Raw genomic sequence first — 26318 nt, forward strand, 5'->3', positions numbered from 1 at the left:
CTCCGGGCGAGCGGCAAGTTAGGGTAACCTAACTTCATGCTGGCTACAGTCCCGGGCCGTGAGCGCGGCGAGCCGCTCCCGGCGGCCGCGCTCCGATGGGCCGAGCCGTCGGCGGGCGGCGCCCAGGTGTCCGCCCCCTATCTGCTCACCACCGCCGTCCTCGGCGGGAACCCCCTGGCGGCCCCGGTCGCCGCCGGGGTGCACACCCACTCCGACGGGCTCCTGGTCTGGCCCCGGCACGGTTCGCTGACGCTGCACACCCGCAACACCGTGCGCCGGCTCGTGCCGGGGCAGGGGATCTGGCTGCCGCCCGGCACCCCGCACGACTCCTCGGCCGACCCGGGCGGCGTGAGCTGCTACACCTACGTGACCAGTGCGGCGATTCCGCCGCACTGGTCGGGCCTGCGCCCGCTGCGGGTGCTGCGCGCGCTCCAGGAGATGCTGCTCCACCTCGACACCACGTCGATGCCCGACGATCTCCGGCTGCGGACCCAACGCGTCGTCCTGGACCTGCTGGAGGACGATCCGCATCCGGCCATCGACGTCCCCGTCCCCGAGGACGCGCGCATTCGCGCCCTGGCCGACGACGTCATGCGTGATCCGGAGAGCGAACTCTCGCTGGAGGCGTGGGCGGCGCGGCACGCGCTGAGCGTGCGTACCGTCACCCGTGCGTTCGGCCGCGACATCGGTATGTCCTTCGCGCGGTGGCGGTCGCTGGTGCGGATGTCCGCGGCGACGACGCTGCTGGCCCAGGGTCGTCCGGTCGGTCTGGTCGCGCACCGCTGCGGCTACTCCACGACGAGCGCGTTCTCCGCCGCCTTCCGACGGGTGACCGGGGTCAGCCCGACCGGGTACCTGCGCGATCAGGCGGTACCAGCACAAGCGGGCCGCTGACGGCCCCACCGCGTGCTGCCCCGTGCGCCGCCGATTCGGCGGGTGGCCGAATCACGACACACCCTGGCCAGTACGCGCCCCCTTCGAGCGACTCCGCTCCTTAGCGTTCACTTAGGTGAGGGTTACCTAAGTTGAAGTGCGGGTCGGTCGCGTACGCGTCGTCCCGCCACGGCCGCCCTCCCCGTACATCCGCCGTCGCTCCACCGCGACGCGCGCAGATCCGAGGAGAAGCATGTCCATTTCCATCCCGTCCGGACGCGGAACGGGCGCCGTCGCGCGCCTCACGGCGCTGATGCTCGCGGCCGTCGTGGTGCTGGCGGGCTGCGGCAGCGGCGGCTCCGGACCGGACACGGCGGAGGCGAAGCCGGGCAGCGCTTCGGGCGCGTTCCCCGTGAGCATCAAGCACGGCCACGGGACCACGACGATCAAGGCGAAGCCCAAGCGGGTCGTGGCGGTCAGCTGGATGTCGCTGGACGTGGTCGCGGCGCTGGGCACGGTCCCGGTCGGCGTCGACAAGCAGTGGGGCGGCGACAAGCAGGGCTACACCCCGTGGTTCCGCAGCACGGTCGAGAAACTGGGCGGACCGCTGCCCGAGACGCTGAACTACGGTGACGCGGGCGAGATCGACTTCGAGCAGATCCTCTCGCTGAAGCCCGACCTCATCGTCGGCCTGTACTCCGGCATCTCGGACGTCGACTACAAGCGCCTCTCCGGGATCGCCCCCACCATCCCGTACCTGAACAAGCCCTGGGACGGCGGGACCTGGCAGGAGATGACCCGCACCATCGGCAAGGCCATGGGCGAGACGAAGAAGGCCGAGAGCCTCGTCACCGACGTCCGGGGCCGGCTGACCGCGGTCACCGAGGAGCACCCCGAGTTCAAGGGCAGGACGTTCACCTACGGAGTCGCCCTCACCCCCGGCTCGACGGAGGTCGGGTTGTACCTCAACTACGACGCCCGGGTCCGGCTGCTGACCGAGATGGGCTTCCGGAACACCCCGTCGATGAAGGCGATCGCGTCCACCGCCAAGGGCACCAACTGGTACGGCGGGGTCAGCCTGGAGAAGCTCGACACGATCGACGCCGACATCTTCGTCGGCTGGGCCAACGGCGCCGACGAGGTCCCCTACACCCTCAAGGACCCGCTGTTCTCGCGCTGGAAGCCGATCGCCGGGACGAACTACGCCTTCGTGCAGGACCCGGCGATGGGTATGGCCACCAGCGGACCCTCGGTGCTCTCCATCCCCTGGGCCCTGAAGCGCTACGTCCCGATGCTCGCCGACGCCGTCGCGGGCAGGGGCAGCACCGGCGCGGACTCCTGACCGCCGTCCGCCGCCCCATGTGACGCCCTCTCCCAAGGACAACCATGACGACCGCCCCACCCACGGGTGACCTCACCGCCGGCACGGAGCGCGAGGTGCCGGACCCGCGCGGCGCCGCGGGTCCGGCCCGGCGCACCCGGTACCGCCCGCTGATCCTGCTGACCGCGATCGCGCTGCTGCTCGTCGTCGCCGTCCTCAGCGTGATGGTCGGCGCCCGCTCCATCGCCCCCGGCACGGTGTGGGACGCGCTGTTCCACTTCGACGACTCCGACGAGCACGTGATGGTGCGCGAACTACGGGTGCCCCGCACCGTGATCGGGCTGGTCGTCGGTGCGGCCCTCGGCCTGAGCGGCGCGCTGATCCAGGCGTTCACCCGCAACCCGCTGGCCGACCCCGGCATCCTCGGCGTGAACGCGGGCGCGAGCCTCGCGGTGACCTTCGCCGTCGCCGTCCTCGGGTACACCGGAGCCGGCCAGTTCATCTGGTTCGCCCTGGCGGGGGCCTTCGGGCTCACGGTGCTCGTCTACACGCTCGGCTCGATCGGCGCGGACCGGGGCAGCCCGGTCAAACTCACCCTCGCGGGCGTCGCGTTCACCGCCGTGTGCGGCGGCTTCACCTCCGCCATGGCGCTCAAGAACACCACCACGTTCGACGCCATGCGGTTCTGGGGCGTCGGCTCCATCGGGGGCCGGTCGCTCGACATCCTCCCCGTCGCCCTGCCCCTGATCGGTGCCGGTCTCGTACTCGGGCTGTGCAGCGCGGGCTCGCTCAACACCCTGGCGCTGGGCGACGACCTCGCCCGGTCGCTGGGCACCCGGCTCGCCCTGACCCGGGTGGTCCTGGTGCTCGCCGTCACCCTGCTGGCCGGGACCTCGGTCGCCGTCGCCGGCCCGATCTCGTTCGTCGGGCTGATGGTGCCCCATGTCGTCCGCTGGTTCACGGGACCCGACCAGCGCTGGATCCTGCCCGTCACGATCGTCGTCGCGCCCGCCTTCCTGCTGGCCGCCGACATCATCGGACGTGTGGTCCTGCCCTCCGGCGAGATGCGGGTCGGGCTCGTCACCGCGCTCGTCGGCGCACCCGTCCTCGTCGCGCTCGTCCGGCGCCGGAAGGTGAGCACCCTGTGAGCGCCGCGACGGCGAAGGACGCCGTACCGCCGAAGGACGCCGCACCGGCGAAGGACACCGCACCGGCGAGGCACGCCGCACCGGACCGGGTCGACTTCGGCCGGACCGTCTGGGCCTGGCGGCGCGCCGGACTGGCCCTGCGCGTCGAGCGGCGGACCGTCCTCGTCTGCGCCGCCCTGGCCGTCACCGTGGCCGCCCTCGGCGTCCTCACCCTCGGCACCGGGTCCATCCGGCTGACCCCCGCCCAGGTGCTGTCCGCCCTGTTCGACCCGGACGCCGACCCCCGCGACCGGCTGGTGGTCGTGACCTGGCGGCTGCCACGCCTGCTGTTCGCGGTTCTCTGCGGAGCGGCGCTCGCCATCAGCGGCGCGCTGTTCCAGTCGCTCACCAGGAACCCGCTCGGTTCGCCCGACGTGATCGGCTTCGCCTCCGGCTCCTACGCGGGGGCGAGCGTCGTGATGCTCGTGCTCGGCACCGCCGACTACCTCGCGGTCGCCTCGGGTTCCCTGATCGGCGGGGCGCTGACCGCGCTCCTGGTGTACCTGCTGGCCTACCGCAAGGGGCTGGCTCCCTTCCGCCTCATCATCGTGGGGATCGCCGTCGGCGCCTTCCTCTCCTCCCTCACCTCGATGCTGCTGCTCTCCGTCAACCCGCAGCAGGCGATGCTGGCGGCGACCTGGGGAGCGGGCTCCCTCAGCGGACTCGGCTTCGAGCAACTGCGGCCGACCGCAGCCGTGTTCGTCGTCCTGCTGATCTGCTCCGCGGCCGTGGCGCGGCCCCTGGTCCATCTGGAACTGGGCGACGACGCGGCCGTGGCCCTCGGGGTCCGCGCCCAGCGCGCACGCCTCGCGGCCACGCTCACCGGGGTCGCGCTCACCGCGCTCGTGACCGCGGCCGTCGGCCCGATCTCGTTCATCGCGCTCGCCGCGCCGCAGATCGCCCAGCGGCTGACGCGCGGCTCCACCACGGTCCGGATCGGGCCGGCCGCGCTGACCGGCGCCGCCGTCCTGACCGGCGCCGACTTCATCGCCCAGCGCGTCGACCTGCCCGTGGGCGTCGTCACGGTGTGCGTCGGAGGCGCCTATCTGGCCTGGCTGCTCGCCCGCCGTTACGCGGGGCGGCGGGGATGAGCGCACCGGCCCCGCCGCCCCCGGCGCCCGGCCCCCCGAGCCCGCCCGCCGCCCGTCCGCGAGGAGTACCCGTGACCGTCATGACGCAGCCCACCCGCACCCACACCCCGGCCCCGGCACGCCTGGAGGTGCTCGACGCCTCCATCGGCTACGGCCGGCATCCGGTCTCCGAGCACCTGGACGTAGCCATCCCGGACCGCTCGTTCACCGTCATCATCGGCCCCAACGCCTGTGGAAAGTCGACCCTGCTGCGCGCCGTGTCCCGGCTGCTGCGGCCCACCGCGGGCAAGGTCGTCCTCGACGGCCGGTCCATAGCGGAGTACGGCTCCAGGGAAGTGGCCCGGACGCTCGGGCTGCTGCCGCAGTCCTCGGTGGCGCCCGACGGGATCACCGTGGCCGACCTGATCGCCCGCGGACGCCACCCGCACCAGAGGCTGATGCGCCAGTGGACCCGGCAGGACGAACAGGCGGTCCTGGACGCCATGGCGGCCACCTCCGTCACCGAGCTCTCCGGCAGAGCGGTCGACGAACTCTCCGGCGGCCAGCGCCAACGCGTCTGGGTGGCGATGGTCCTCGCCCAGCAGACCCCGATCCTGCTGCTGGACGAACCGACCACGTTCCTCGACATCGCCCACCAGATCGACCTGCTGGAACTGTTCACCGATCTGCACCGCGCCGGGCACACCCTCGTCGCCGTACTCCACGACCTGAACCACGCCGCCCGCTACGCGAGCCATCTCATCGCCATGCGCGACGGCCGCGTCGTCGCCGAGGGCACTCCGCAGGAGGTCGTGACCGCCGCCCTGGTGCGGGAGGTGTTCGACCTGCCCTGCCAGGTCGTCCCCGACCCGGTCACCGGCACCCCCATGGTCGTCCCGCTGACCCGCCGACGGGACGCCCGGTGAACCCGGCCACCACCGCCACCACCGGCGGACCCGGTCCGGACGGCGGTGCCCGGGGGCCCAACTCCGTCGCGGCGCTGTTCCGGGTCGCGCTGCTGCGCGACGGCCGGGGCCGCCTGCTCGCCCTCACCACCCTCGCGTTCATGGTCCATCAGCTGTGCGAGGCACTGGTGCCGGTCCTCATCGGCGTGGTCATCGACCGGGCACTCGCCCCGCAGGACCGCTCCGCCCTGCTCCAGTGGCTCGGCGTCCTCGGCGCCGTCTTCGTCGTACTGTCCCTGTCGTACCGGCGGGCGTCGGCGGCCATGGTGGACGTCTACGGCCACGGCGAGCACGAGCTGCGGCAACGGGTGATGGCCCGGCTGCTGCACCCGCGCTCCCTGCGCCGTCGGCCCGGACCCGGAGAGGCGCTCTCGCTGGTCTCGTCCGACACCTACCGCGTCGCCGGGGTCTCCTGGAGCGTCGTGCAGCAGGCCTCGACGGTCACCGCGATCCTCACCGCCTCGACGGCCCTGCTGGTGATCTCCGTGCCCCTGGGCCTGGGCGTCATCGCCGGCACGGTCCTGGTGCTCGTCGTGATGCGCCGGGTCTCGATGCCGCTGGAGGCGCGGGGACTGGCCGAGCAGAGTACGGCGGCCAGGGCCGGCGAGGTGGCCACCGACATGATCACCGGACTCCGGGTGGTCATCGGCATGAACGCCCGAGCGGAGGCCGCCCGCCGCTACCGCGCCGCGAGCGGGGAGTCCAGGCGCGCGGCCGTGGCCACCTCGCGCTCCGTCCTGGCGTACGGCAGCCTCAGCCGGCTGCTGTCAGGAGCGCTCCTCGCCGCGCTCTCCACGGCGTCGGGATACCTCGCACTCGACGGCAGCATCACCATCGGCCAGCTCGTCACCGTCCTCGGACTCGCCCAGTTCCTCCAGGGCTCGCTGACCCACGTCGGCACGTTCGCCGCCAACTGGTTCCACAAGCGGGCCTCCGCCCGCCGGCTGGGCGACCTGCTGGACGAACCGCACCTGATCGGACCCGCCGGGACCGGCACCGGCGACAGCCCCGCCCACGTCACCGCCGGCTCCCTCCCCGCGCTGCGGTGGCACCCGCCCGAGCACGGCGAGCCCCTCGACCTGCGGCCCGGCGAACTCCTCGGCGTCGTCCCCCGCCACCCCGGGCACGCACGCGAGCTCAGCGACCGGCTCGGCTACCGCGTCCCGCTCCGCCGGGGCGAACTCCTGATCGACGGCACCGACGCCGTCGACCTCGGACCGGAGCCGGTGCGCGCCCGGATCGCGGCGCCGCCCCACCACGGCGCGGTGTTCTCCGGCACCCTGCGCTCCAACCTCACCCCCACGGGCGGTGACGGTGACCCGGCCGTGCTGCGGGCCGCGATGCTCGACGACGTACTCGAACTGGTCGGCGGCGACCAGGCCGAAGTCGGTGAGCACGGCCGCAGGCTCTCCGGCGGCCAGCGGCAGCGCCTGCTGCTCGCCCGCGCCCTGCACACCGACGCCGACCTCGTCGTCCTCGACGAACCCGCCACCGCGGTCGACCCGGTGACCGAGCAGCGCATCGCCGCAGGACTGCGGGGACTGCCCGCCACCACGCTCCTCATCACCACCAGCCCGATCCTGCTCGCCGCCTGCGACCGGGTCGTCGACCTCGGCGGCGCCCGCCCCGGACCGAACGGAACGACCAGGTGACCCCCGCCCACGGCACCCTGCCCATCGCCGGCCCCCGCCGCACCCGCGAGGAGATCGTCCGCCGGTTCGGCGCGCACCGCGCCCGGCTCGCCGCCGCGCTGCTGACGCTGCTCTGCGGTACGGCCGTCACACTCGCGACGCCCCCGGTACTCGGCGCCGTCGTGGACGCCGTCGCGGACGGGGAGGGCCGGGGCCGTGTCACGGTGCTCGGCGCGGTCCTCGTGCTCGTCGCCCTCGCCGGGTCCGCACTCGCCTACGCCGGTGGCCGGATGCTGGTCGTCCTCGTCCAGGGTGTTCTCGCCGCGCTGCGCGAGGACGTGTTCGAGACCGCGGTGCACCTTCCGGCGAGCACGCTGGAGTCCTCGGACAGCTCCGATGTCGTCTCCCGGGTGACGCGCGACGTGGAAGCGGTCTCCGAAGCAGCCTCCGACGTGCTTCCCGATGTCACCGACGCGAGCTTCACGATCGGCCTGAGCCTGGTGGGCCTCGCGGTCCTCGACATCCGCCTGGCCCTGGCCGGCCTGGTCTGCCTGCCCGTCCACATCCTCGCGACCCGGCAGTTCCTCGCCCGCTCGCACGTCGTGTACGCGGACATCCGGCGGCTGGAGTCCACCCGGGGCCAGTCCGTCATCGAGGCGGTGCACGGCGCCGAGACGATCCGGACCTACCGCTCGCAGGACCGCCACCTCGGCGCGCTGGCCGCACACAGCGAACTGGCCATCGCACGGCAGCGCGACGGCGTACGGCTGCGCAACCGGTTCACGGGCCTGCTCAACGCGGCGGAGTTCCTCGGCCTCGCGGCCGTACTCGCCACGGGTTTCGCGCTCCTCGGCTCGGGCGCCGTCTCGGTGGGCGCCGCCACGGCCGCGGCCCTCTACTTCCACCGCCTCTTCGGCCCTGTCGGAGCGCTGCTGGGGAGCCTGGACGACATCCAGCGGGCGACGGCCGGGCTGTCGCGGCTGGTCGGCATCACAGACCTGGACCGGTCCGGTGCCGGGCACGGGCGGCCCGGCACGGGGGACGCGCGCCACCGCCCGGCGATCGACGTCAAGGGCGTCTCGTTCTCGTACGACGGCACCCGCGACGCCGTGCGTGACGTCTCGTTCCACGTACCGCCGGGTTCGAGCCTGGCGCTCGTCGGCGCCAGCGGCTCCGGGAAGAGCACCCTGGCCCAGCTGATCGCCGGCCTGGCCGAACCCGACCGGGGCGAGATCACCGCGGGAGAGGCGGCGGCCGGACGGGTCCCGTCCCGGTACCTGGTCACCCAGGAGATCCATCTGTTCGGCGGCACCCTGGCGGACAACCTGAGGCTCGCCCGGCCCACCGCCACCGACGACGAACTCCGCCGGGGCCTGGCCGAGGCCGGGGCCGACTGGGCGCTGGGGACGCGGGCGGGGCTCGACACCGTCCTCGGCACGGGGGGCACCCCCGTCGACGACGGCTCCGTCCAGCACCTCGCGCTGGCCCGCGCGCTGATAGCCGACCCGGACATCGTCGTCCTCGACGAGGCCACCGCCCAGTCCGGCCAGCAGACGCGTGGTCCGCTCCAGCAGGCCCTCGAACGCGTCACCCGTGGGCGTACCAGCGTGATCGTGGCGCACCGTCTGGAGCAGGCGCGCGACGCGGACCGCATCCTCACCCTGCGGCGCGGCGAGGTCGTCGAGCAGGGCACGCACGACGAACTACTGGCTTCCGGGGGCGAGTACGCGGCCCTCTGGCAGGCGTACACGGGCAGAACCGGCCGTCCCTAGTCGACTGCGGCCGATCCGACGACCGAACCCGAACCCCCACCTCCACCCCCTCACACCCGAAGGAGCAGCACCCATGACCATTCACCGCGCCGTGGTGGCCCGCGTCCGGCCGCTCAGCACGACCATGGCCCGCATCACATTCCACGGCGAGGGCCTTGCCGCCTTCACCTCCACGGGCGTCGGCGACGAGTACGTCCGGCTGTTCCTCCCGCACGGCCCGGACCGGACCGATGTCTCCCTGCCCGACTCGACGGAGAACGGCGGCTGGCGGACCCCCGAGGGGCGGCCGGAGGCCCCGGTGCGCACGTACACGATCCGGTCCGCCCGTCCGGAGGCCGGCGAGATCGACATCGACTTCGTGCTGCACGGCCACGGGACGGCGTCCGGCTGGGCCGCCGCCGCCCGCCCCGGTGATGTCATCGGCCTCAACTCCCCGACCGGCCTCTACAGCCCCCCGGCCGACCTCGCCCGGCAGGTCCTGGTCTCCGACCTGAGCGGTCTGCCCGCCGTCGGACGCCTCATCGAGAACACCCCGGACCACGTCATCACCCGGGCCGTCCTGGAGGTCCCCGACCCGTCCTGCGTCCAGCCGCTCCCGGACCGGCCCGGTGTCCGGGCGACCTGGACCTACGGCGGCAACGGCCACGGTCCCAGCCGGCTGGCCGAACTGGTCGAGGCCGCGATCCCGCCCGGCACGGACCCGGCCGGCGGCTACGTGTGGGTCGCGGGGCAGACGGACGCCCTGCGCGCGGTGCGGCGCTACCTGCGCAGGGAACTGCGGCTCCCCGCCGAGCGCTTCAAGGTCGTCGGCTACTGGATGCCGGACGGCGAGTCCTGGACCCGGCGCTACGAAGCCCTGCCCGCCGCGGTCCGGTCCGAGCTGGAGAACATGTGGCACGACCCGGCCGACGAGCCGGAGGACCTCGCCATCCGCTACGAGGACCGGCTCAGCACGCTCGGCCTGTGACCCCGGCCGGTCACGGGGGCTGCGGCACGGCCAGCGCGATCCCGAGCGGCGTCCGCTCGTACAGCACCTGGTGCCCGTATCTGCGCGAGGTCAGCAGCCCCGAGGACCGCAGCACCGACAGGTGTTCGGAGACGGAGGACGGCGCGAGGGCGAGCCGGTGGGCGAGCGCGGTGGTGCCGGCCGGCTCGTCCAGCGCGCACAGGACGTCGGCGCGGGCCCGGCCGAGCAGCCGGGCCAGCGCCTCCGGGGTGCGGTCGCCCGGCTCCGTCCAGAGGCCGCCGATCCCGCGTGCCGGATAGATGACCGCGGGCAGCCAGGGGGCCTCGAACCCGCCGACCACGTTCGGCCAGGCGAACACGCTCGGCATCAGCACGAGGCCCTGCCCGCCGAGCACCCGGGAGTGCCGGCCGGCCGTGCGGGCGATGGTGAGCGTCGAATCCGCCCAGCTCAGCTGCGGGCTCAGCTCGCTCAGCAGCCGCTCGAAACCCACCGCCGCGAGCCGCCGCGAGTGGTAGGCCACATCCGCCTCCAGCAGCGCCCGCAGCCGGGGCCAGTGCGGCTCGATCAGCGCCCGCCAGGCCCGCTCCAGCAGATCGGCCAGCTCCCGCACGGTCCGCGCCGGATCGGCCAGCAGCGCCCGCCCGGCGGTGGAGTCCAGCGCCCCGGGCCGCTCCGACAGCGCCCACGCGATGTCCTCCCGGGCCAGCGCCGGATCGACCGCCCGGACGCCCGCGATCTCCTCCTCGAACGAGGTGAGCGGCCCCAGCGGCGGCGGGCAGAAGAAGTCCGGGCTGTGGCCGCGCTCGTTCATCAGCAGCCACAGCGGCCCGAGATCGAGCCCGGCGGCAGCGTCCCGGATCCGGCGCAGCCACGGCAGGTGATACCCCTGCCGCCGCGGCGTGGCCAGCACCCGCACCGCGGCCTGGGTCTCCCCGAGCGGGGAGAGCGCGAACCGGCAGCGCAGCAGATCGCTCTCGTCGAAATGCAGATGGAACGGCATGCGCGGCCTCGGGAGGATTCGGGTGGGGACCGGAAGATTCGGGTGGGACCGAAAGTCTACGGACCGCGTGCCGGGTTCCCGCAGGCTGCGTCCATGCCGAGAGACACAGAACCGCCGACGGGCGGCCACTCACCCCGCGACCCGGAGCGCGCCGGTTCCCCTGACCCGAGCGAACCGGCCGCGCTCCGGGCCCCCGCGGTCCCCGTCCACGGACCGGGACCCGGCGGGGCCCCGTCCCGCGGCTACCGGGCCGTCTTCGCCGTCGTCGAGTTCCGCGCCGTCTTCGCCGCGCATCTGCTCTCGCTGCTCGGCGTCGTCGTCAGTGAGCTGGCGCTGACCGTCCTCGTGTACGACCTCACCGACTCGCCCCTGCTCAGTGCCCTCACGTTCGCGCTCGGCATGCTGCCGTACCTCGTCGGAGGCACCCTCTTCGCGGGGATCGCGGACCGCTACCCCGCACGCCGGGTCCTGGTCACCTGCGACCTGATCTGCGCGGCCTGCGTCGCCGTGATGGTGCTCCCCGGCACCCCCGTCGCCGGACTGCTCCTGCTGCGCTGCCTGGTGGCCGCCGTGTCGCCGGTCTTCACCGGGACCAGGATGGCCGCGCTCACCGACATCCTGGGCGAGGGCGACCTCTTCGTGCTGGGCCGCTCGCTGCTGCGGATCGTCTCGCAGAGCGCGCTGCTGGCCGGCTTCGGCGTGGGCGGGCTGCTGCTGGCGGTGGTCTCGCCGCGCGGTGCGATCACCATCACCGTCGTCACCTTCCTCTGCTCGGCCGCCCTGCTCAGGATCGGCACCCGGGACCGGCCCGCCCGCACCACGGGCAAGGGCGGCGGCACCCTGCTGGGGGAGTCGCTCGCGGGCGCCCGGCTGGTGCTGGGCCACCGCCGGATCCGGGCGCTGCTGCTGCTCTTCTGGCTGCCCCCGGCGTTCGTCGTCGCACCGGAGGCGCTGGCCGCTCCGTACGCCGACGAGATCGGTGTGGGCAGCGCCGCGCTGGGACTGCTGATGTGCGCGATGCCGGTCGGCTCCATCGCCGCCGAGCTGTACACGGGCGCCGCGCTGAGCCCCCGTACCCGCTCCCGCGTCGTGCTGCCCCTCGCCGCGGCCGGGCTGCTGCCCCTCGTGCTGTACGGGTTCCGCCCCGGAGTGGCCCTGGCGGCCGTCGCGCTGGTGCTGGCCGGGGCGGGTTCCGCGTACGTCATCGGGCTCGACCAGTGGTTCGTCGAGGCCGTCCCGGACGAGCTGCGCGGGCGGGCCATGACTCTGCTCACCGCCGGACTCATGACGCTCCAGGGCGTCGGCATGGCGCTGGCGGGCCTGGCCGCGGAGTTCTTCCCGGTCCACCAGGTGGTCGCAGGGGCGGGAGTCGTGGGCACCCTGTGCCTGCTGGTGCTCGTGGCGGAGGTCCGCAGAACCGCACCCGCTCACCGAATTCGGACCGAAGTTCGAGACGGGGCGGACCAGCATATGACCAGTGGGTAAGGTCGATGCCGTGCCGAAGCCGCTCAGTCTCCCCTTCGATCCCATCGCCCGCGCCGACGAACACTGGCAGCAGCGCTGGGGTCCAGTGCCCTCCATGGGCGCGATCACCTCGATCATGCGTGCGCAGCAGATCCTGCTCGCCGAGGTCGACGCGGTGGTCAAACCGTACGGACTGACGTTCGCGCGGTACGAGGCGCTGGTCCTGCTCACCTTCTCCAAGGCCGGTGAGCTGCCGATGTCCAAGATCGGTGAGCGGCTGATGGTCCACCCCACGTCCGTCACGAACACCGTGGACCGGCTGGTGCGCTCCGGCCTGGTCGACAAGCGCCCCAACCCGAACGACGGACGGGGCACGCTCGCCTCGATCACGGACAAGGGCCGCGAGGTCGTCGAGGCGGCCACGGAGGACCTGGTCGCGATGGAGTTCGGGCTCGGGGTGTACGACGCGGAGGAGTGCGGCGAGATCTTCGCGCTGCTGCGGCCGCTGCGGATCGCCGCCCAGGACTTCGAGGAGATCTGAGCTCCGGGCGGATCCGGGCGGGTCCGCGGAGGGCATGGTTCCGGGCCCGGCCCGCTGCAAGATCGCCCCGGACGTCCGGTTAGGCTCGATGGCATGAAACGCAGTGTGCTGACCCGATACCGGGTGATGGCCTACGTCACCGCCGTCATGTTGCTCGTGCTCTGCACCTGCATGGTCTTCAAGTACGGCTTCGATACCGGCGAGGGCCTGACGCTCGTCGTCTCGCAGCTCCACGGCGTGCTCTACATCATCTACCTGATCTTCGCCTTCGACCTCGGCTCCAAGGCGAAGTGGCCGATGGGCAAGCTGCTCTGGGTGCTGATCGCCGGCACGATCCCGACGGCCGCGTTCTTCGTCGAGCGCAAGGTCGTCCGCGAGGTCGAGCCGCTGCTCGCGGACGCCGCCCCGGTACCCGCGAAGGCCTGACCGGAGACGGTCCGAAGCCGGTCCGAAGCCTGGTCCGAACCGCCCCGCGCAAAGCGTCGGGCGGTTTGCCATCGACATTTACTAGGACGTCCTAGTAAATTCATATGTATGGACGCTGACGCGATCGAGGAAGGCCGCCAACGCTGGCAGGCCCGTTACGACAAGGCCCGCAAGCGCGACGCGGACTTCACCACGCTCTCCGGGGACCCGGTCGAGCCCGCATACGGCCCCCGGCCGGGGGACGCGTACGAGGGCTTCGAGCGGATCGGCTGGCCCGGTGAGTACCCCTTCACCCGCGGGCTCTACCCGACCGGCTACCGGGGCCGCACCTGGACGATCCGCCAGTTCGCCGGCTTCGGCAACGCCGAGCAGACCAACGAGCGCTACAAGATGATCCTGGCCGCCGGCGGCGGCGGCCTCAGCGTCGCCTTCGACATGCCGACGCTGATGGGACGCGACTCGGACGACCCCCGCGCGCTCGGCGAGGTCGGCCACTGCGGGGTGGCGATCGACTCCGCCGCCGACATGGAGGTCCTCTTCAAGGACATCCCGCTCGGTGACGTCACGACGTCGATGACGATCAGCGGCCCCGCCGTGCCCGTCTTCTGCATGTACCTGGTCGCCGCCGAGCGCCAGGGCATCGACCCGGCCGTGCTCAACGGCACGCTCCAGACGGACATCTTCAAGGAGTACATCGCGCAGAAGGAGTGGCTCTTCCAGCCCGAGCCCCATCTGCGTCTCATCGGTGACCTGATGGAGCACTGCGCCCGCGACATCCCCGCGTACAAGCCGCTCTCCGTCTCCGGCTACCACATCCGCGAGGCCGGAGCCACGGCCGCTCAGGAGCTGGCGTACACCCTCGCCGACGGCTTCGGATACGTGGAGCTCGGCCTCTCCCGGGGGCTGGACGTCGACACCTTCGCCCCCGGCCTCTCCTTCTTCTTCGACGCGCACCTCGACTTCTTCGAGGAGATCGCCAAGTTCCGCGCCGCCCGCCGGATCTGGGCCCGCTGGATGAAGGAGACGTACGGCGCCGAGACCGACAAGGCACAGTGGCTGCGCTTCCACACCCAGACCGCCGGAGTCTCGCTCACCGCCCAGCAGCCCTACAACAACGTCGTGCGCACCGCCGTGGAGGCGCTCTCCGCGGTCCTGGGCGGCACCAACTCCCTGCACACCAACGCCCTCGACGAGACCCTCGCGCTCCCCTCGGAGCAGGCCGCCGAGATCGCCCTGCGCACCCAGCAGGTGCTGATGGAGGAGACCGGCGTCGCCAACGTGGCCGACCCGCTGGGCGGCTCCTGGTACGTGGAGCAGCTCACCGACCGGATCGAGGCGGACGCCGAGAAGATCTTCGAGCAGATCAGGGAGCGCGGCACCCGGGCCCACCCGGACGGGCAGCACCCGATCGGCCCGATGACCTCCGGCATCCTGCGCGGCATCGAGGACGGCTGGTTCACCGGCGAGATCGCCGAATCCGCCTTCCGCTACCAGCAGTCGCTGGAGAAGGGCGACAAGCGGGTCGTCGGCGTCAACGTCGCCCACGGCTCGGTCACCGGCGACCTGGAGATCCTGCGGGTCAGCCACGAGGTCGAGCGCGACCAGGTCAGCGAGCTCGCCGGCCGGAAGGACGGCCGCGACGACGCCAAGGTGACCGGGGCCCTGGACGCGATGCTGGCCGCCGCCCGCGACGGCTCCAACATGATCGCCCCGATGCTCGACGCCGTACGGGCGGAGGCCACCCTCGGCGAGATCTGCGGGGTGCTGCGCGAGGAGTGGGGCACCTACACGGAGCCGCCCGGCTTCTGACAGATAGTTGGTAGTTACAGGTGTCACCTCCGGAGGCCCGGGTAGGCGCAGCCGCGATACTCGTACCCCTCTGGAGGCAACACCGTGAGACTGTCCGGGAGAATCACAGCGGCCGCGGGCGCCGCACTCGCCGTACTCGGAACGCTGCTGGTCAGCGGTTCGACAGCGGTCAGCGCCGCACCGGCACCGAAGCCGAAGGTGCAGGACACCTTCGACTCGCTCGGCCCGGATGTGAAGGCCGCCAAGCTCTCCAACGGCCGGACCGCGCACTACATCGACGAAGGGCGCAGGGGCGGCACCCCGGTCCTCTACATCGGCGGCACCGGAACCAGCGCGCGCGCCGCGCACATGACCGACTTCTTCCGGTCCACCCGGGAGTCGTTCGGCCTCCGGCTGATCTCCGTGGAGCGCAACGGCTTCGGTGACACGGAGTACGACCCCTCGCTCGGCAAGGCCGACTTCGCGAAGGACGCCCTGGAGGTCCTGGACCGGATCGGCGTCAAGAAGGTCTCGGTGATCGCGATCTCCGGCGGCGGCCCGTACGCCGCCGAGCTCGCCGCCCGCGCCCCCGGCCGGATCAAGGCCCTCCACCTGGCCGCCGCCCTCCCGCCGTACGGCGAGAAGGCCGCGTACTGCGGTCTGAGCGACGACGCGCTGGCCGACGCGGTCAAGGACTCGATAGCCGACCCGCGCTCCTGGTGGGCGTTCCCCGACGACAGTGCCGTCAAGTCCATCCCGGGCTTCGCCGACACCGCGTACGAGGAGGGCGCGCGCACCTACAACCAGCGCGGCCAGAAGTCCGATCCCGCGCCGCAGGTGCACGAGCAGAAGCTCTACTGCCAGCGTCCAGGGCCCGACCTGTCGAAGCTGAAGGCGCCCGTCTACCTGTACGGCGGCGACAAGGACACCACCGTGCCGACGAAGGCCGCCCTGGCCACCTGGCGCAAGGCGCTGCCGGTCACCCCGGTCGTCCGTACCTACGCCGACTCCGGCCATGACGTCCAGTACCGCCACTGGGACCAGATCCTGGTGGACCTGGCCGGTCAGGGAGACCGCACCGTCGTCTGCCACAGCGACCACACCAAGCTGATGGAGCCCGAGCGGGCGGACCGCCTGGTCGCCGCGCACAAGGCCACGCTGGGCAGCTGCGCCTGGCAGAAGTAGCGGGTACCGCTACCCCGAGGCGGCCGCGCCCAGCCCCGCCAGGAGCAGCAGGGTGAAGCGCCGGGCCCAGTCGGCATCGACGGGCTCGGCGCTCACCAGTGCCCGGTGCACCACCGCGCCGGCGATCACATCGAAGATCAGATCCGCCGTCAGGGCCGCCGTGGCCTCGTCCTGCTCCACCGGCAACTCGCCCCGGTCCTGGGCCCGTCGGCGGCCCTGGAGGACGAGGCGCTTCTGCCGGTCCACGATCGAGTCGCGGATCCGGGTCCGCAGCGCCTCGTCCCGGGTCGACTCCGCGACCACCGCCATCAGCGCGGTCTGGGTCTCCGGCCGCTCCAACAGCGCGGCGAACTGGAGCACCACCGCCTGGACATCGGCGGACAGGCTGCCCAGATCGGGGAGTTCCAGCTCGTCGAAGAGGACCGCGACCGCGTCCACGACCAGTTCGTTCTTGCCCGCCCAGCGCCGGTAGAGCGTCGTCTTGGCGACCCCGGCCCGCGTCGCCACATCGCCCATCGTCAGCTTCGACCAGCCGAGGTCGACCAGCGAGGCTCTGGTCGCCTCAAGGATCGCCTCGTCGGCCGCGGCATTGCGCGGGCGTCCCGTTCGTGCGGGTTTGGGGTGGCTGCGGCTGAGCATGACGCGACCATACCCGCCAGTAGCTAAATTCGACCGGCCCCGTCGGCCGTGAGACAGATCACCGGGTGGTCCTGTTCAGCAGGGGGCATGGCCAGTTACGCTACGGGTCGTAGCGTAAGGACGGCGGCTGTGCCGTCGTCGCGCGACGGACGAACGACAGCCACAGGCGCCGGGTGGGGACCGGGTGCCGAACCGGGTCTTTCAGGGGCCCTCGGACCGTGTCTGTCCGCACACCTCGCACACCGGCGGGGGTCGCGGACGGGCGCAGTTCACGTATCGCTTTCCGGATCGGTGTGCCAAGGGGGGAGGATGTACGTATGCAGCCTAGGAACATGTCCATGAGCGGCGTCGTCGACCTCGCCGCGGTGAAGGCGGCCGGTGAGGCCAAGGTGAAGGCGGAGCAGGCCCGTGCCGAGTCCGCCCGCCAGGGTGGCCCCGCCGCCGTACCCGCTTCCTCCCTCGTGTTCGACGTCGATGAGGCGGGCTTCGAGAGCGACGTACTGCAGCGCTCCGCCGAAGTCCCCGTCGTCATCGACTTCTGGGCCGAGTGGTGTGAGCCGTGCAAGCAGCTGGGGCCGCTCCTCGAGCGGCTGGCCCAGGAGTACAACGGCCGCTTCGTGCTGGCCAAGGTCGATGTCGACGCCAACCAGATGCTGATGCAGCAGTTCGGGATCCAGGGCATCCCCGCGGTCTTCGCCGTCGTCGCCGGGCAGGCGCTGCCGCTCTTCCAGGGCGCGGCCCCCGAAGCCCAGATCCGCGAGACCCTGGACCAGCTGATCCAGGTCGGCGAGGAGCGCTTCGGGCTCACCGGCATCGTGGTCGACCAGGACGCGGCGGCGCCCGAGGCCGGCGCGCAGGAGCCCGCCCCGGTGCCCGCCGGGCCGTACGACGCCCTGCTGGAGGCGGCCGCGCAGGCGCTGGACGCCAATGACTTCGCCGGCGCCGTCCAGGCGTACAAGAACGTCCTCTCCGACGAACCCGCCAACAGCGAGGCCAAGCTCGGTCTCGCCCAGGCCGAACTCCTGGCCCGGGTCCAGAAGACGGACCCGCAGCAGGTCCGCAAGGACGCCGCCGAGAATCCGGCCGATGTGCCGGCCCAGCTCGCCGCGGCCGACCTGGATCTGGTGGGCGGTCATGTCGAGGACGCGTTCGGCCGTCTCGTCGAGACGGTCCGCCGCACTTTCGGTGACGACCGGGACCAAGTGCGGGTGCGGCTGCTGGAGCTGTTCGAGGTGATCGGCCCCGACGACCCCCGGGTCGGCGCCGCGCGCACCGCTCTCGCTCGCGTCTTGTTCTGATCTGACAACACGGCCGCGACTCCTTGTGGGAGTCGCGGCCGTTTTCGCGTCAGGACGATAAGAGAAGCCCGCGCTTTACCAAATCTTGATAAAAGCAACGGCTGTTACTCCGAGTAAATCACCCACTGGGATCTGTCCGGCTTCGGCCGTCAATGCCGTGGTTCGTCTGCGAGCTCTGGGCAACCCTGTGTGGCCGTTCGGTGCCGCCCGGTCGTGGCTGGGTTATCACGCCGTTACCAGTGAGTAACGAACCCCCTTGTGTCACGGCCGCGAATGGACCACGATCGGCCACGCTCGGTCCAATGACGTCAGTCCGGCTGCCAGTCGGTGCGGCGGCTCTGTTGGGTCCCCACCGGGTGGGCCGGCGGCAGTGGCGCCGGCTCCGGACAGGGGGGTTCCTGCTGAATGGCAGGGCCTGTTCGAAGAGGTTGCGCGAACGCGTGGCCAGTGGTTGTCGCTCGGGGGTGATCGCCGGTGTTTCGGGCGCGGTTCACGTTCCGTTCGCTAGCGCTCTCCTTTCCGAGGACGTAGCACTTCTCCCATCCCGGGTCGGGCAGGATGCCAGGCCGGAGATGTACGTCCGAGAAGGAGGAAAAGTATGAGTTCCCAGGTTCGCGGTGGCACGAGATGGAAGCGTTTCGCTGTCGTCATGGTGCCGAGTGTCATAGCCACCGCCGCGGTGGGTGTCGGCCTGGCACAGGGCGCGCTCGCCGCTTCGTTCAGCGTGTCCGGCCAGGAGTTCAAGGTCAGCGCGGACTCGCTGGAAGGTGACGACTTCGTCCAGTACGGCAGTGTCGCCGCCGGCAAGGACCTCAAGGGCAAGGAACAGGCCGCTCCGGTGGCGGTGTCCGGGTTCAGCACGGCCTACATCACCAACATGTGCCAGTCGGTCGTCACACCCGACCTGCCGTTCGGCCTCGGCAACGTGACGCTGAAGCTGAAGGCGGGTGACCCGAAGAAGAAGCAGGAGAAGGTCTACGCCAAGGACATCTACCTGGATGTCTCTCAGCTCGATGCGGACGCCAAGTTCAAGAACATCGACATCGGCGTGGCCGCGGGTGACCTCACGAAGTTCCCCGAGGGCAAGAAGACGCACACGGGTATTCAGCCGAACACCCAGGCCAACCCGAACGGCTTCTCGCAGCGCGCCGAGCACGCCACGCTGACAAACGTCCGTCAGCAGGCGTGGGCCACCACCGCCGGCACGTTCAAGCTTCCGGGTCTGTCCCTGAGGCTGTCCAAGGGCGTCGACGAGTGCTACTAGGCACTCGCCCGGGTGGCCGGGGGCACTTCACGTGCCCCCGGCCGTCCACCCTTCTCCTTCTCACAGCGGTACCGGTTCCAGGGAGCTGTTTTCCATGAGCCCCGAATCCACAGGGCAGAACGAGCACTACCTCCGCGTCATCCGGCGACGCTTCCGTACCTGGCGGGGTAACAGGCCGTTCTGGGCAGGCCTGTTCACCATGGTGGGCGGCTTGCCCATCGCGTACTTCCCGTACGCGAACATGCACCTCGGCAACATGACTCTGGCGATGTCCACCACCGCGGGCGCCGGATCGCTCATCATCGGCATCCTGCTGATCACGCTCGGTCTGACGATGTGGTTCCACCACATCGTCCGGGTGTTCGCGGGTGTCGCGACGATCCTGCTCGCACTGATCTCGATCCCCGTCGCCAACATCGGCGGCTTCCTGATCGGCTTCCTGTTCGCCCTGCTCGGCGGCGCCCTCTCCCTCTCCTGGGCTCCCGGTGAGCCGGTGGCGGACGAGGCCGCGCCCGAAGCGGGCGTTACCGCGGAGACGGCACCGGAGGGCCTCTCGTTCGCGAAGGACGAGCAGACCGCCGGTCACCCCGGGGGCGAGCTCCTCGGAGCGGGCGTTCCCCAGCAGGAGCCGGCGAAGTACGACACGGCAGTTGAGGTCGACGGCGGGAGGCATCGTGCGGGGTGACGACAATCAGACGGACGCGGTGGACGGGAGCGGGCTCCAGGAGCGAAGAGGGCCCCGCCACGCCGCCCCCAGGAAGTCCCTGCTGACGAAGCTGCACATGCCCGCGGGCAAGAAGGCGTTCGCGCTCGCCGCGATGCCGACCGCGGTGTTCGTCGGGATGGGGCTCACCCCCAAGCTGGCGATGGCCGACGACAGCGCGGACATCCCCTACGCGCCCGGCCCCTGCGTGACCCGCTCCGACGAGCCCAGCGAGTCGCCCTCGCCCTCCGCGTCCGCGACGAAGTCGCCCTCCCCGTCCGCCACCGCGAGCGGCAGGGCCACGCCGGACAAGAGCGACGGGGCCACCCCGAAGCCCTCGGCCACCCCGTCCGCGAGCACCTCGGGCGACGCGGCGGCCGACAAGCCGGGCGACGCGGCGACCGGCACGGCGAAGAAGGCCGCACAGACGCCGAGCGCGACCCCCTCGCCCACCAAGTCGAAGAACCCGCTCGACCCGCTGGGTGTCGGCGACGCGCTCAAGGACCTCTTCGACGGACCGGACAAGGAGACGCCGGACCCCTCCCCGAGCGCCACCACCGCGTCCCCGAAGCCTTCCGCGAGCACCACGGACGAGAAGTCCTCGGACAAGGCCTCCGGCAAGACGGCGGACAAGCCGGCCGACAAGCCCGTCAAGAAGGTCACGGACGCGGCGAAGGACACGGCCGACAAGACCGCCGAAGCCATCCGCGAGGCGGCGGGCAAGGCCGGCAAGCCGGTCAAGGAGCTGGACGAGGACGTCAAGGGACTCGACCCCAAGAAGGACGAGGACATCCCGGACGGCGCCAAGCCCTCCTTCCCGTGCCCGACCGCCGACCCGAAGGCACTGGCCGACGCCGATCTGGAGCAGGGCATACCCCGTCTCCCGAACGACCCGTGGATCCTGGAGAGTTCGCTGCTCACCCTGAGCGGGCTGGACTACAAGGGCATCGTGGAGGTGCAGAAGGGCGACGGCTCCACGAAGAAGGTGCTGAAGTTCACCGCCTCCTCCATCGACATCAAGGACCTCCACCAGCTGACGGTCGGCCCGCAGTCGGGCGCCACCGGTCATGTGACGTCGCGGAAGGGTTCCACCTCCACCATCCGGGACGGCACGGTGACGATGTACACGGAGGAGCTGAAGGGCAACCTCTTCGGCCTCATCCCGATCACGTTCAGCCCCGAGACCCCGCCGCCGATCAACGTGCCGTTCGCCTTCTTCACCAAGGTGAAGGTGACCCAGGCGGGCCAGTTCGGCGGAACGCTGACGGTGCCGGGACTGCAGAACTACTTCACCAAGGGCACCGGCTGACGCGATCCCGTCAGTGTGCCGTGGACACGGCTGTGGGCCGCACCCCGAGGGGTGCGGCCCACAGCCGTGTCTGCTGTCCGTGCGGACCGGGTCAGTCGCGGCCCTGGCCGCCCACGTGGTGCACGCGGACCATGTTGGTCGTGCCCGGGACACCGGGGGGCGAGCCGGCCGTGATGACCATCGTGTCGCCGTTGCTGTAGCGGTCCAGCTTCAGCAGCTCCGCGTCGACCAGGTCCACCATCGCGTCCGTGGTGTCCACGTGCGGGACCACGTGGGCCTCGACGCCCCAGCTGAGGGCCAGCTGGTTGCGGGTGGACTCGTCCGTGGTGAAGGCCAGGATGGGCTGGGCCGCGCGGTAGCGGGAGAGACGGCGGGCGGTGTCGCCGGACTTGGTGAAGGCGACCAGCGCCTCACCGTTCAGGAAGTCCGCGATCTCGCAGGCCGCACGGGCGACCGAACCGCCCTGGGTGCGGGGCTTCTTGCCCGGGACGAGCGGCTGGAGGCCCTTGGAGAGCAGCTCCTCCTCGGCGGCGACGACGATCTTCGACATCGTCTTGACCGTCTCGATCGGGTACGCGCCGACCGAGGACTCCGCGGAGAGCATGACCGCGTCCGCGCCGTCCAGGATCGCGTTCGCGACGTCGGAGGCCTCGGCGCGGGTCGGGCGGGAGTTGGTGATCATCGACTCCATCATCTGGGTCGCGACGATCACCGGCTTGGCGTTGCGGCGGCAGAGCTCCACCAGGCGCTTCTGCACCATCGGGACCTTCTCCAGCGGGTACTCGACGGCGAGGTCGCCACGGGCGACCATCACACCGTCGAACGCCGCGACGACGCCCTCCATGTTCTCGACGGCCTGCGGCTTCTCGACCTTGGCGATGACGGGGACCCGGCGGCCCTCCTCGTCCATGATCTTGTGGACGTCCTTGACGTCGCCGGCGTCGCGCACGAAGGAGAGTGCGACCAGGTCGCAGCCCATCTTCAGGGCGAAGCGGAGGTCGTCGATGTCCTTCTCGGACAGGGCCGGGACGTTGACCGCCGCACCCGGCAGGTTGATCCCCTTGTGGTCGGAGATCACCCCGCCCTCGATGACGATGGTGTGGACCCGGGGACCGTCCACGGAGACGACCTTCAGCTCGACGTTGCCGTCGTTGATGAGGATCGGGTCGCCCTTGGCGACGTCTCCGGGCAGGCCCTTGTAGGTCGTCCCGCAGATCGACTTGTCCCCGGGGACGTCCTCGGCGGTGATGACGAACTCGTCCCCGCGGACCAGCTCGACAGGGCCCTCGGCGAACTTCGCCAGGCGGATCTTCGGGCCCTGGAGGTCGGCGAGGACGCCGACCGCCCGGCCGGTCTCGGCGGCGGCCTCGCGGACCCGGTCGTAACGACCCTGGTGCTCCGCGTGGGAACCGTGACTGAAGTTGAATCGGGCCACGCTCATGCCGGCCTCGATCAGAGCGACGAGCTGCTCATGGGAGTCGACGGCGGGGCCGAGGGTGCAGACGATTTTGGAACGGCGCATGAGGCGGATCCTATCGGTTTGTTTCGCTGCGGAATATTCCGGCTGGTGGAAGATACAAAAGGGCGCGGGGGTGCTCAGTTGTCGACCAGTGCGTAGGTCTGACCGGCGATCTCCAGCTCCTCGTCCGTCGGCACCACGGCGACCGCGACCCGTGCGTAATCCGGCGAGATCAGCCGGGGTGCGCCGGACCGTGCGGCGTTGAGATCCGCGTCCACCACCAGGCCGAGCTCCTCCAGGCCGGCGATCGCAGCCTCCCGTACGGGAGCGGAGTTCTCACCGACCCCCGCCGTGAACACCACGGCGTCCACCCGGCCGAGGACGGCCGAATAGGCGCCGATGTACTTCTTCAGCCGGTGGACGTAGATGTCGAAGGCGAGGGCGGCACGCTCGTCGCCCTCGTCGATCCGGCGCCGGATCTCCCGCATGTCGTTGTCGCCGCAGAGGCCGACCAGACCGCTCTTCTTGTTGAGCAGGACGTCGATCTCGTCCGCCGACATTCCCGCCACCCGCTTGAGGTGGAAGGTGACGGCCGGATCGATGTCTCCCGATCGCGTACCCATCACCAGCCCCTCCAAGGGGGTCAGTCCCATCGACGTCTCCACGCACCGGCCGCCCTCGACCGCGGAGGCCGACGCCCCGTTGCCCAGGTGCAGCACGATGACGTTGACCTCCTCGGGCGTCCTGCCCAGCAGCTCGGCCGTCTTGCGCGAGACGTACGCGTGCGAGGTGCCGTGGAATCCGTAGCGCCGGATCCGGTGCGCGTCGGCCGTCTCGACGTCGATCGCGTACCGGGCCGCGTACTCCGGCATCGTGGTGTGGAACGCGGTGTCGAAGACCGCCACCTGCGGCAGGTCGGGGCGCAGCGCCTGCGCGGTGCGGATGCCGGTGATGTTCGCCGGGTTGTGCAGCGGAGCCACCGGGACGAGGCGCTCGATCTCCTTCAGCACCTCGTCGGTGATCACGGTCGGCTCGGTGAACCGCAGCCCGCCGTGCACCACCCGGTGGCCGATCGCCGCCAGCTCGGGGGAGTCCAGGCCGAGCCCGTCGGCGGCCAGCTCCTCCGCGGCCGCCCTGAGCGCCGCGTCGTGGTCGGGGATCCGGCCCAGGCGCTCGCGGCTCTCGCCACCGCCGCCGGTCAGCGGGGTGTGCACCAGCCGGGAGGTCTCCTCGCCGATCCGCTCGACCAGCCCGGACGCCAGCCGGGAGTGGTCGCGCATGTCCAGGAGCTGGTACTTCACGGAGGAGGAGCCGGAGTTGAGGACGAGCACCCGGCTCGCCCCCTCGACTGCTGCGGCACCTTCGTTGCTGGTCATGCGGGTCGCTCCTCGCCCTGTGCCTGGATCGCCGTGATCGCCACGGTGTTGACGATGTCCTGCACCAGCGCGCCCCGGGACAGGTCGTTGACGGGCTTGCGCAGCCCCTGGAGGACCGGACCGACGGCCACCGCTCCCGCCGAGCGCTGCACGGCCTTGTAGGTGTTGTTGCCGGTGTTCAGGTCCGGGAAGATCAGGACCGAGGCCTGGCCCGCCACCTCGGACCCCGGCAGCTTCGTCGCGGCGACGCTCGGCTCCACCGCCGCGTCGTACTGGATCGGGCCCTCGATCATCAGCTCCGGGTGGCTCGCGCGCACCCGCTCCGTCGCCTCGCGGACCTTGTCGACGTCGGCGCCCGTGCCCGAGGTCCCCGTCGAGTACGAGAGCATCGCGATCCGGGGCTCGACGCCGAAGCGGGCCGCGGTCACCGCGGACTGCACGGCGATGTCCGCGAGCTGCTCCGCGTCCGGGTCGGGGTTGACCGCGCAGTCGCCGTACACCAGGACCTTGTCGGCGAGGCACATGAAGAAGACCGAGGAGACGATCGACGCGTCGGGCTTCGTCTTGATGATCTCGAAGGCGGGCCGGATCGTGGCCGCCGTGGAGTGCACCGCCCCGGAGACCATGCCGTCCGCGAGCCCCTCCTGGACCATCAGGGTGCCGAAGTAGTTGACGTCCGCGACGACGTCGTACGCGAGCTCGACCGTCACCCCGCGGTGGGCGCGCAGCTGCGCGTACCGCTCCGCGAAGCCCTGGCGCAGCTCGGAGGTCTGCGGGTCGACGAGCTGGGTGCCGGCCAGGTCGATGCCGAGGTCGGCGGCCTTCTTGCGGATGACGCCTGGGTCACCGAGGAGGGTGAGGTCGCAGACGTCGCGCCGCAGCAGTACGTCGGCGGCGCGCAGTACCCGTTCCTCCGTGCCCTCGGGCAGGACGACCCGGCGCCTGATGGCGCGGGCCTGCTCCAGGAGTTCGTGCTCGAACATCATCGGCGTGACCCGGCCGCTGCGGGCGACCGAGATCCGGTCGAGGAGCGCCCCGGTGTCGACATGGCGCTCGAAGAGGCCCAGCGCCGTCTCGGCCTTGCGCGGCGTCGCCGCGTTCAGTTTGCCCTCCAGGGAGAAGAGCTTCCCGGCGGTGGGGAAGGAACCGTCGGCCACCGCGACGACCGGGGTGCCCGGTGCGAGCCGTGCGGCCAGCGTGAGTATCTCCTCGCCGGGACGCTCGTTCAGCGTCAGCAGGATGCCCGCGATGGGCGGGGTCCCGGCGCTGTGCGCGGCCAGCGAGCCGACCACCAGATCGGCGCGGTCCCCGGGTGTCACCACCAGGCAGCCCGGCGTCAGCGCGTTCAGCAGATTCGGCAGCATCGCGCCGCCGAACACGAAGCCCAGCGCGTCCCTGGCCAGCCCCGCTTCGTCACCCAGCAGGACCGTCCCGTCCAGCGCCGCGGTGATCTGGGCGACCGTCGGCGCCGAGAGGGCCGGATCGTCGGGCAGTACGGAAATGGGGACGGGCAGCGTGGCCGCGAGCCGCTCCGCGATGACCTCGCGGTCCTCGGAGGCCACCCGGTTCACCACCATCGCGACCACGTCGCAGCCCAGACCGGCGTACGCGCGGTAGGCGTTGCGGGTCTCGGCCCGTACGGACTCCGCGTTCTGGTCCTGGCCGCCGACCACCGCGATGACCGAGGCGCCGAACTCGTTGGCGAGGCGGGCGTTGAGGGCCAGCTCGTCGGGGAGCTGGGTGGCCGCGAAGTCGGTGCCGAGCACGAGGACCACCTCGTACTCCTGGGCGACCCGGTGGAAGCGGTCGACGAGCCGGGAGACCAGTTCGTCGGTACCCTGCTCCGCCTGGATCGCGGATGCCTCGTGGTAGTCGAGGCCGTAGACCGTCCCGGGGTCCTGGGCGAGCCGGTAGCGGGCCCGCAGCAGCTCGAACAGCCGGTCGGGATCGTCGTGGACCAGCGGGCGGAACACCCCGACCCGGTCCACCTGACGCGTCAGGAGCTCCATGACTCCCAGATCGACGACCTGGCGGCCGTCTCCCCGGTCGATCCCGGTCACGTACACGCTGCGCGTCACGC

The 26318-nt window shown here is 71.5% G+C and carries 22 protein-coding genes; 17 read left to right on the top strand and 5 right to left on the bottom strand.

From position 1 onward, the window contains the following. The first annotated feature begins 36 nt into the window (after window positions 1-36). From OG892_RS28355 to OG892_RS28390, 8 genes are all read left to right on the top strand, one after another. A complete protein-coding gene (locus tag OG892_RS28355) occupies window positions 37-894 on the top strand; it encodes a helix-turn-helix domain-containing protein (RefSeq protein WP_371630620.1) in 858 nt (285 codons plus the stop codon). Window positions 895-1126: 232 nt separating this feature from the next. Beyond that, on the top strand, window positions 1127-2215 hold the full coding sequence (locus tag OG892_RS28360; protein ID WP_371630621.1) for an iron-siderophore ABC transporter substrate-binding protein: 1089 nt from the start codon (window positions 1127-1129) through the stop codon (window positions 2213-2215). Between the two features lie 44 nt (window positions 2216-2259). Next, window positions 2260-3342: a FecCD family ABC transporter permease gene (locus OG892_RS28365; protein ID WP_371630622.1), complete on the top strand. Its 1083-nt coding sequence runs from the start codon at window positions 2260-2262 to the stop codon at window positions 3340-3342. Beyond that, the gene (locus OG892_RS28370) at window positions 3339-4472 is read left to right on the top strand and encodes a FecCD family ABC transporter permease (protein WP_371630623.1); all 1134 of its coding nucleotides are present in this window, start codon (window positions 3339-3341) and stop codon (window positions 4470-4472) included. The genes OG892_RS28365 and OG892_RS28370 overlap by 4 nt, the downstream gene beginning before the upstream one ends. Before the next feature lie 80 nt (window positions 4473-4552). Further along, window positions 4553-5377: an ABC transporter ATP-binding protein gene (locus tag OG892_RS28375; RefSeq protein WP_073737057.1), complete on the top strand. Its 825-nt coding sequence runs from the start codon at window positions 4553-4555 to the stop codon at window positions 5375-5377. Further along, window positions 5374-7068 carry an ABC transporter ATP-binding protein gene (locus OG892_RS28380; protein WP_079193511.1) on the top strand — a complete coding sequence of 565 codons (1695 nt, stop codon included), beginning with the start codon at window positions 5374-5376 and terminating at the stop codon, window positions 7066-7068. Before OG892_RS28375 ends, OG892_RS28380 begins: the two co-directional genes overlap by 4 nt. Beyond that, window positions 7065-8819: an ABC transporter ATP-binding protein gene (locus OG892_RS28385; RefSeq protein WP_371630624.1), complete on the top strand. Its 1755-nt coding sequence runs from the start codon at window positions 7065-7067 to the stop codon at window positions 8817-8819. Before OG892_RS28380 ends, OG892_RS28385 begins: the two co-directional genes overlap by 4 nt. A 73-nt stretch (window positions 8820-8892) precedes the next feature. Then, window positions 8893-9786 (top strand): siderophore-interacting protein, encoded by an 894-nt coding sequence (locus OG892_RS28390; RefSeq protein WP_073736841.1) that lies wholly within the window; start codon window positions 8893-8895, stop codon window positions 9784-9786. Between the two features lie 10 nt (window positions 9787-9796). Here OG892_RS28390 and OG892_RS28395 read toward each other — a convergent pair whose 3' ends face one another. After that, window positions 9797-10786, bottom strand: a complete 990-nt coding sequence (locus tag OG892_RS28395; RefSeq protein ID WP_371630625.1) for a DUF5937 family protein — start codon at window positions 10784-10786, stop codon at window positions 9797-9799. 93 nt (window positions 10787-10879) lie between these two features. Between OG892_RS28395 and OG892_RS28400 the strand changes: the two genes are divergently transcribed. From OG892_RS28400 to OG892_RS28420, 5 genes are all read left to right on the top strand, one after another. After that, window positions 10880-12271 (top strand): MFS transporter, encoded by a 1392-nt coding sequence (locus OG892_RS28400; protein ID WP_371630626.1) that lies wholly within the window; start codon window positions 10880-10882, stop codon window positions 12269-12271. 10 nt (window positions 12272-12281) lie between these two features. Further along, window positions 12282-12791 carry a MarR family winged helix-turn-helix transcriptional regulator gene (locus tag OG892_RS28405; protein WP_073737055.1) on the top strand — a complete coding sequence of 170 codons (510 nt, stop codon included), beginning with the start codon at window positions 12282-12284 and terminating at the stop codon, window positions 12789-12791. A 93-nt stretch (window positions 12792-12884) separates the two neighbouring features. Then, window positions 12885-13217: a DUF3817 domain-containing protein gene (locus OG892_RS28410; RefSeq protein ID WP_073736838.1), complete on the top strand. Its 333-nt coding sequence runs from the start codon at window positions 12885-12887 to the stop codon at window positions 13215-13217. Window positions 13218-13325: 108 nt separating this feature from the next. After that, window positions 13326-15026, top strand: coding sequence for a methylmalonyl-CoA mutase (locus OG892_RS28415; RefSeq protein ID WP_371630627.1), 1701 nt, complete (start codon window positions 13326-13328; stop codon window positions 15024-15026). A gap of 84 nt (window positions 15027-15110) precedes the next feature. Continuing rightward, the gene (locus tag OG892_RS28420) at window positions 15111-16190 is read left to right on the top strand and encodes an alpha/beta fold hydrolase (RefSeq protein ID WP_371630628.1); all 1080 of its coding nucleotides are present in this window, start codon (window positions 15111-15113) and stop codon (window positions 16188-16190) included. Window positions 16191-16199: 9 nt separating this feature from the next. Here the strand turns inward: OG892_RS28420 and OG892_RS28425 are convergent, their stop codons facing one another. After that, window positions 16200-16829, bottom strand: a complete 630-nt coding sequence (locus OG892_RS28425) for a TetR/AcrR family transcriptional regulator (protein WP_327339100.1) — start codon at window positions 16827-16829, stop codon at window positions 16200-16202. A gap of 317 nt (window positions 16830-17146) precedes the next feature. Between OG892_RS28425 and OG892_RS28430 the strand changes: the two genes are divergently transcribed. The 4 genes from OG892_RS28430 to OG892_RS28445 all read left to right on the top strand — a co-directional run bounded on the left by OG892_RS28430 (window position 17147) and on the right by OG892_RS28445 (window position 21403). Beyond that, window positions 17147-18127 carry a tetratricopeptide repeat protein gene (locus OG892_RS28430; protein ID WP_371630629.1) on the top strand — a complete coding sequence of 327 codons (981 nt, stop codon included), beginning with the start codon at window positions 17147-17149 and terminating at the stop codon, window positions 18125-18127. A gap of 598 nt (window positions 18128-18725) precedes the next feature. Continuing rightward, the gene (locus OG892_RS28435) at window positions 18726-19391 is read left to right on the top strand and encodes a DUF6230 family protein (protein ID WP_073736833.1); all 666 of its coding nucleotides are present in this window, start codon (window positions 18726-18728) and stop codon (window positions 19389-19391) included. Window positions 19392-19485: 94 nt separating this feature from the next. Beyond that, window positions 19486-20076, top strand: coding sequence for a DUF6114 domain-containing protein (locus OG892_RS28440; RefSeq protein ID WP_073736832.1), 591 nt, complete (start codon window positions 19486-19488; stop codon window positions 20074-20076). Further along, entirely contained in the window at window positions 20066-21403 is a 1338-nt protein-coding gene (locus OG892_RS28445) for a hypothetical protein (protein WP_371630630.1), read from the top strand. Before OG892_RS28440 ends, OG892_RS28445 begins: the two co-directional genes overlap by 11 nt. Window positions 21404-21494: 91 nt before the next feature. On the opposite strand, the gene pyk is transcribed toward OG892_RS28445, so the two are convergent. From pyk to pta, 3 genes are all read right to left on the bottom strand, one after another. Next, window positions 21495-22925 carry a pyruvate kinase gene (gene pyk / locus OG892_RS28450; RefSeq protein WP_073736830.1) on the bottom strand — a complete coding sequence of 477 codons (1431 nt, stop codon included), beginning with the start codon at window positions 22923-22925 and terminating at the stop codon, window positions 21495-21497. A gap of 74 nt (window positions 22926-22999) precedes the next feature. Beyond that, entirely contained in the window at window positions 23000-24238 is a 1239-nt protein-coding gene (locus OG892_RS28455; RefSeq protein WP_371630631.1) for an acetate kinase, read from the bottom strand. After that, window positions 24235-26316 (bottom strand): phosphate acetyltransferase, encoded by a 2082-nt coding sequence (gene pta, locus OG892_RS28460; protein WP_371630632.1) that lies wholly within the window; start codon window positions 26314-26316, stop codon window positions 24235-24237. The genes OG892_RS28455 and pta overlap by 4 nt, the downstream gene beginning before the upstream one ends. Between the last annotated feature and the right edge of the window lie 2 nt (window positions 26317-26318).

Source organism: Streptomyces sp. NBC_00341, from assembly GCF_041435055.1.
GTDB lineage: Bacteria > Actinomycetota > Actinomycetes > Streptomycetales > Streptomycetaceae > Streptomyces.

What these genes read in the sequence shown, in the direction of transcription:
- pyk (WP_073736830.1), bottom strand. Translation starts at nt 22,925, where the DNA reads ATGCGCCGTTCCAAAATCGTCTGCACCCTCGGCCCCGCCGTCGACTCC.
- OG892_RS28375 (WP_073737057.1), top strand. Translation starts at nt 4,553, where the DNA reads ATGACGCAGCCCACCCGCACCCACACCCCGGCCCCGGCACGCCTGGAG.
- OG892_RS28455 (WP_371630631.1), bottom strand. Translation starts at nt 24,238, where the DNA reads ATGACCAGCAACGAAGGTGCCGCAGCAGTCGAGGGGGCGAGCCGGGTG.
- OG892_RS28355 (WP_371630620.1), top strand. Translation starts at nt 37, where the DNA reads ATGCTGGCTACAGTCCCGGGCCGTGAGCGCGGCGAGCCGCTCCCGGCG.
- OG892_RS28440 (WP_073736832.1), top strand. Translation starts at nt 19,486, where the DNA reads ATGAGCCCCGAATCCACAGGGCAGAACGAGCACTACCTCCGCGTCATC.
- OG892_RS28415 (WP_371630627.1), top strand. Translation starts at nt 13,326, where the DNA reads ATGGACGCTGACGCGATCGAGGAAGGCCGCCAACGCTGGCAGGCCCGT.
- OG892_RS28410 (WP_073736838.1), top strand. Translation starts at nt 12,885, where the DNA reads ATGAAACGCAGTGTGCTGACCCGATACCGGGTGATGGCCTACGTCACC.
- OG892_RS28365 (WP_371630622.1), top strand. Translation starts at nt 2,260, where the DNA reads ATGACGACCGCCCCACCCACGGGTGACCTCACCGCCGGCACGGAGCGC.
- OG892_RS28435 (WP_073736833.1), top strand. Translation starts at nt 18,726, where the DNA reads ATGAGTTCCCAGGTTCGCGGTGGCACGAGATGGAAGCGTTTCGCTGTC.
- OG892_RS28430 (WP_371630629.1), top strand. Translation starts at nt 17,147, where the DNA reads ATGCAGCCTAGGAACATGTCCATGAGCGGCGTCGTCGACCTCGCCGCG.
- OG892_RS28390 (WP_073736841.1), top strand. Translation starts at nt 8,893, where the DNA reads ATGACCATTCACCGCGCCGTGGTGGCCCGCGTCCGGCCGCTCAGCACG.
- OG892_RS28425 (WP_327339100.1), bottom strand. Translation starts at nt 16,829, where the DNA reads ATGCTCAGCCGCAGCCACCCCAAACCCGCACGAACGGGACGCCCGCGC.
- OG892_RS28395 (WP_371630625.1), bottom strand. Translation starts at nt 10,786, where the DNA reads ATGCCGTTCCATCTGCATTTCGACGAGAGCGATCTGCTGCGCTGCCGG.
- OG892_RS28360 (WP_371630621.1), top strand. Translation starts at nt 1,127, where the DNA reads ATGTCCATTTCCATCCCGTCCGGACGCGGAACGGGCGCCGTCGCGCGC.
- OG892_RS28400 (WP_371630626.1), top strand. Translation starts at nt 10,880, where the DNA reads ATGCCGAGAGACACAGAACCGCCGACGGGCGGCCACTCACCCCGCGAC.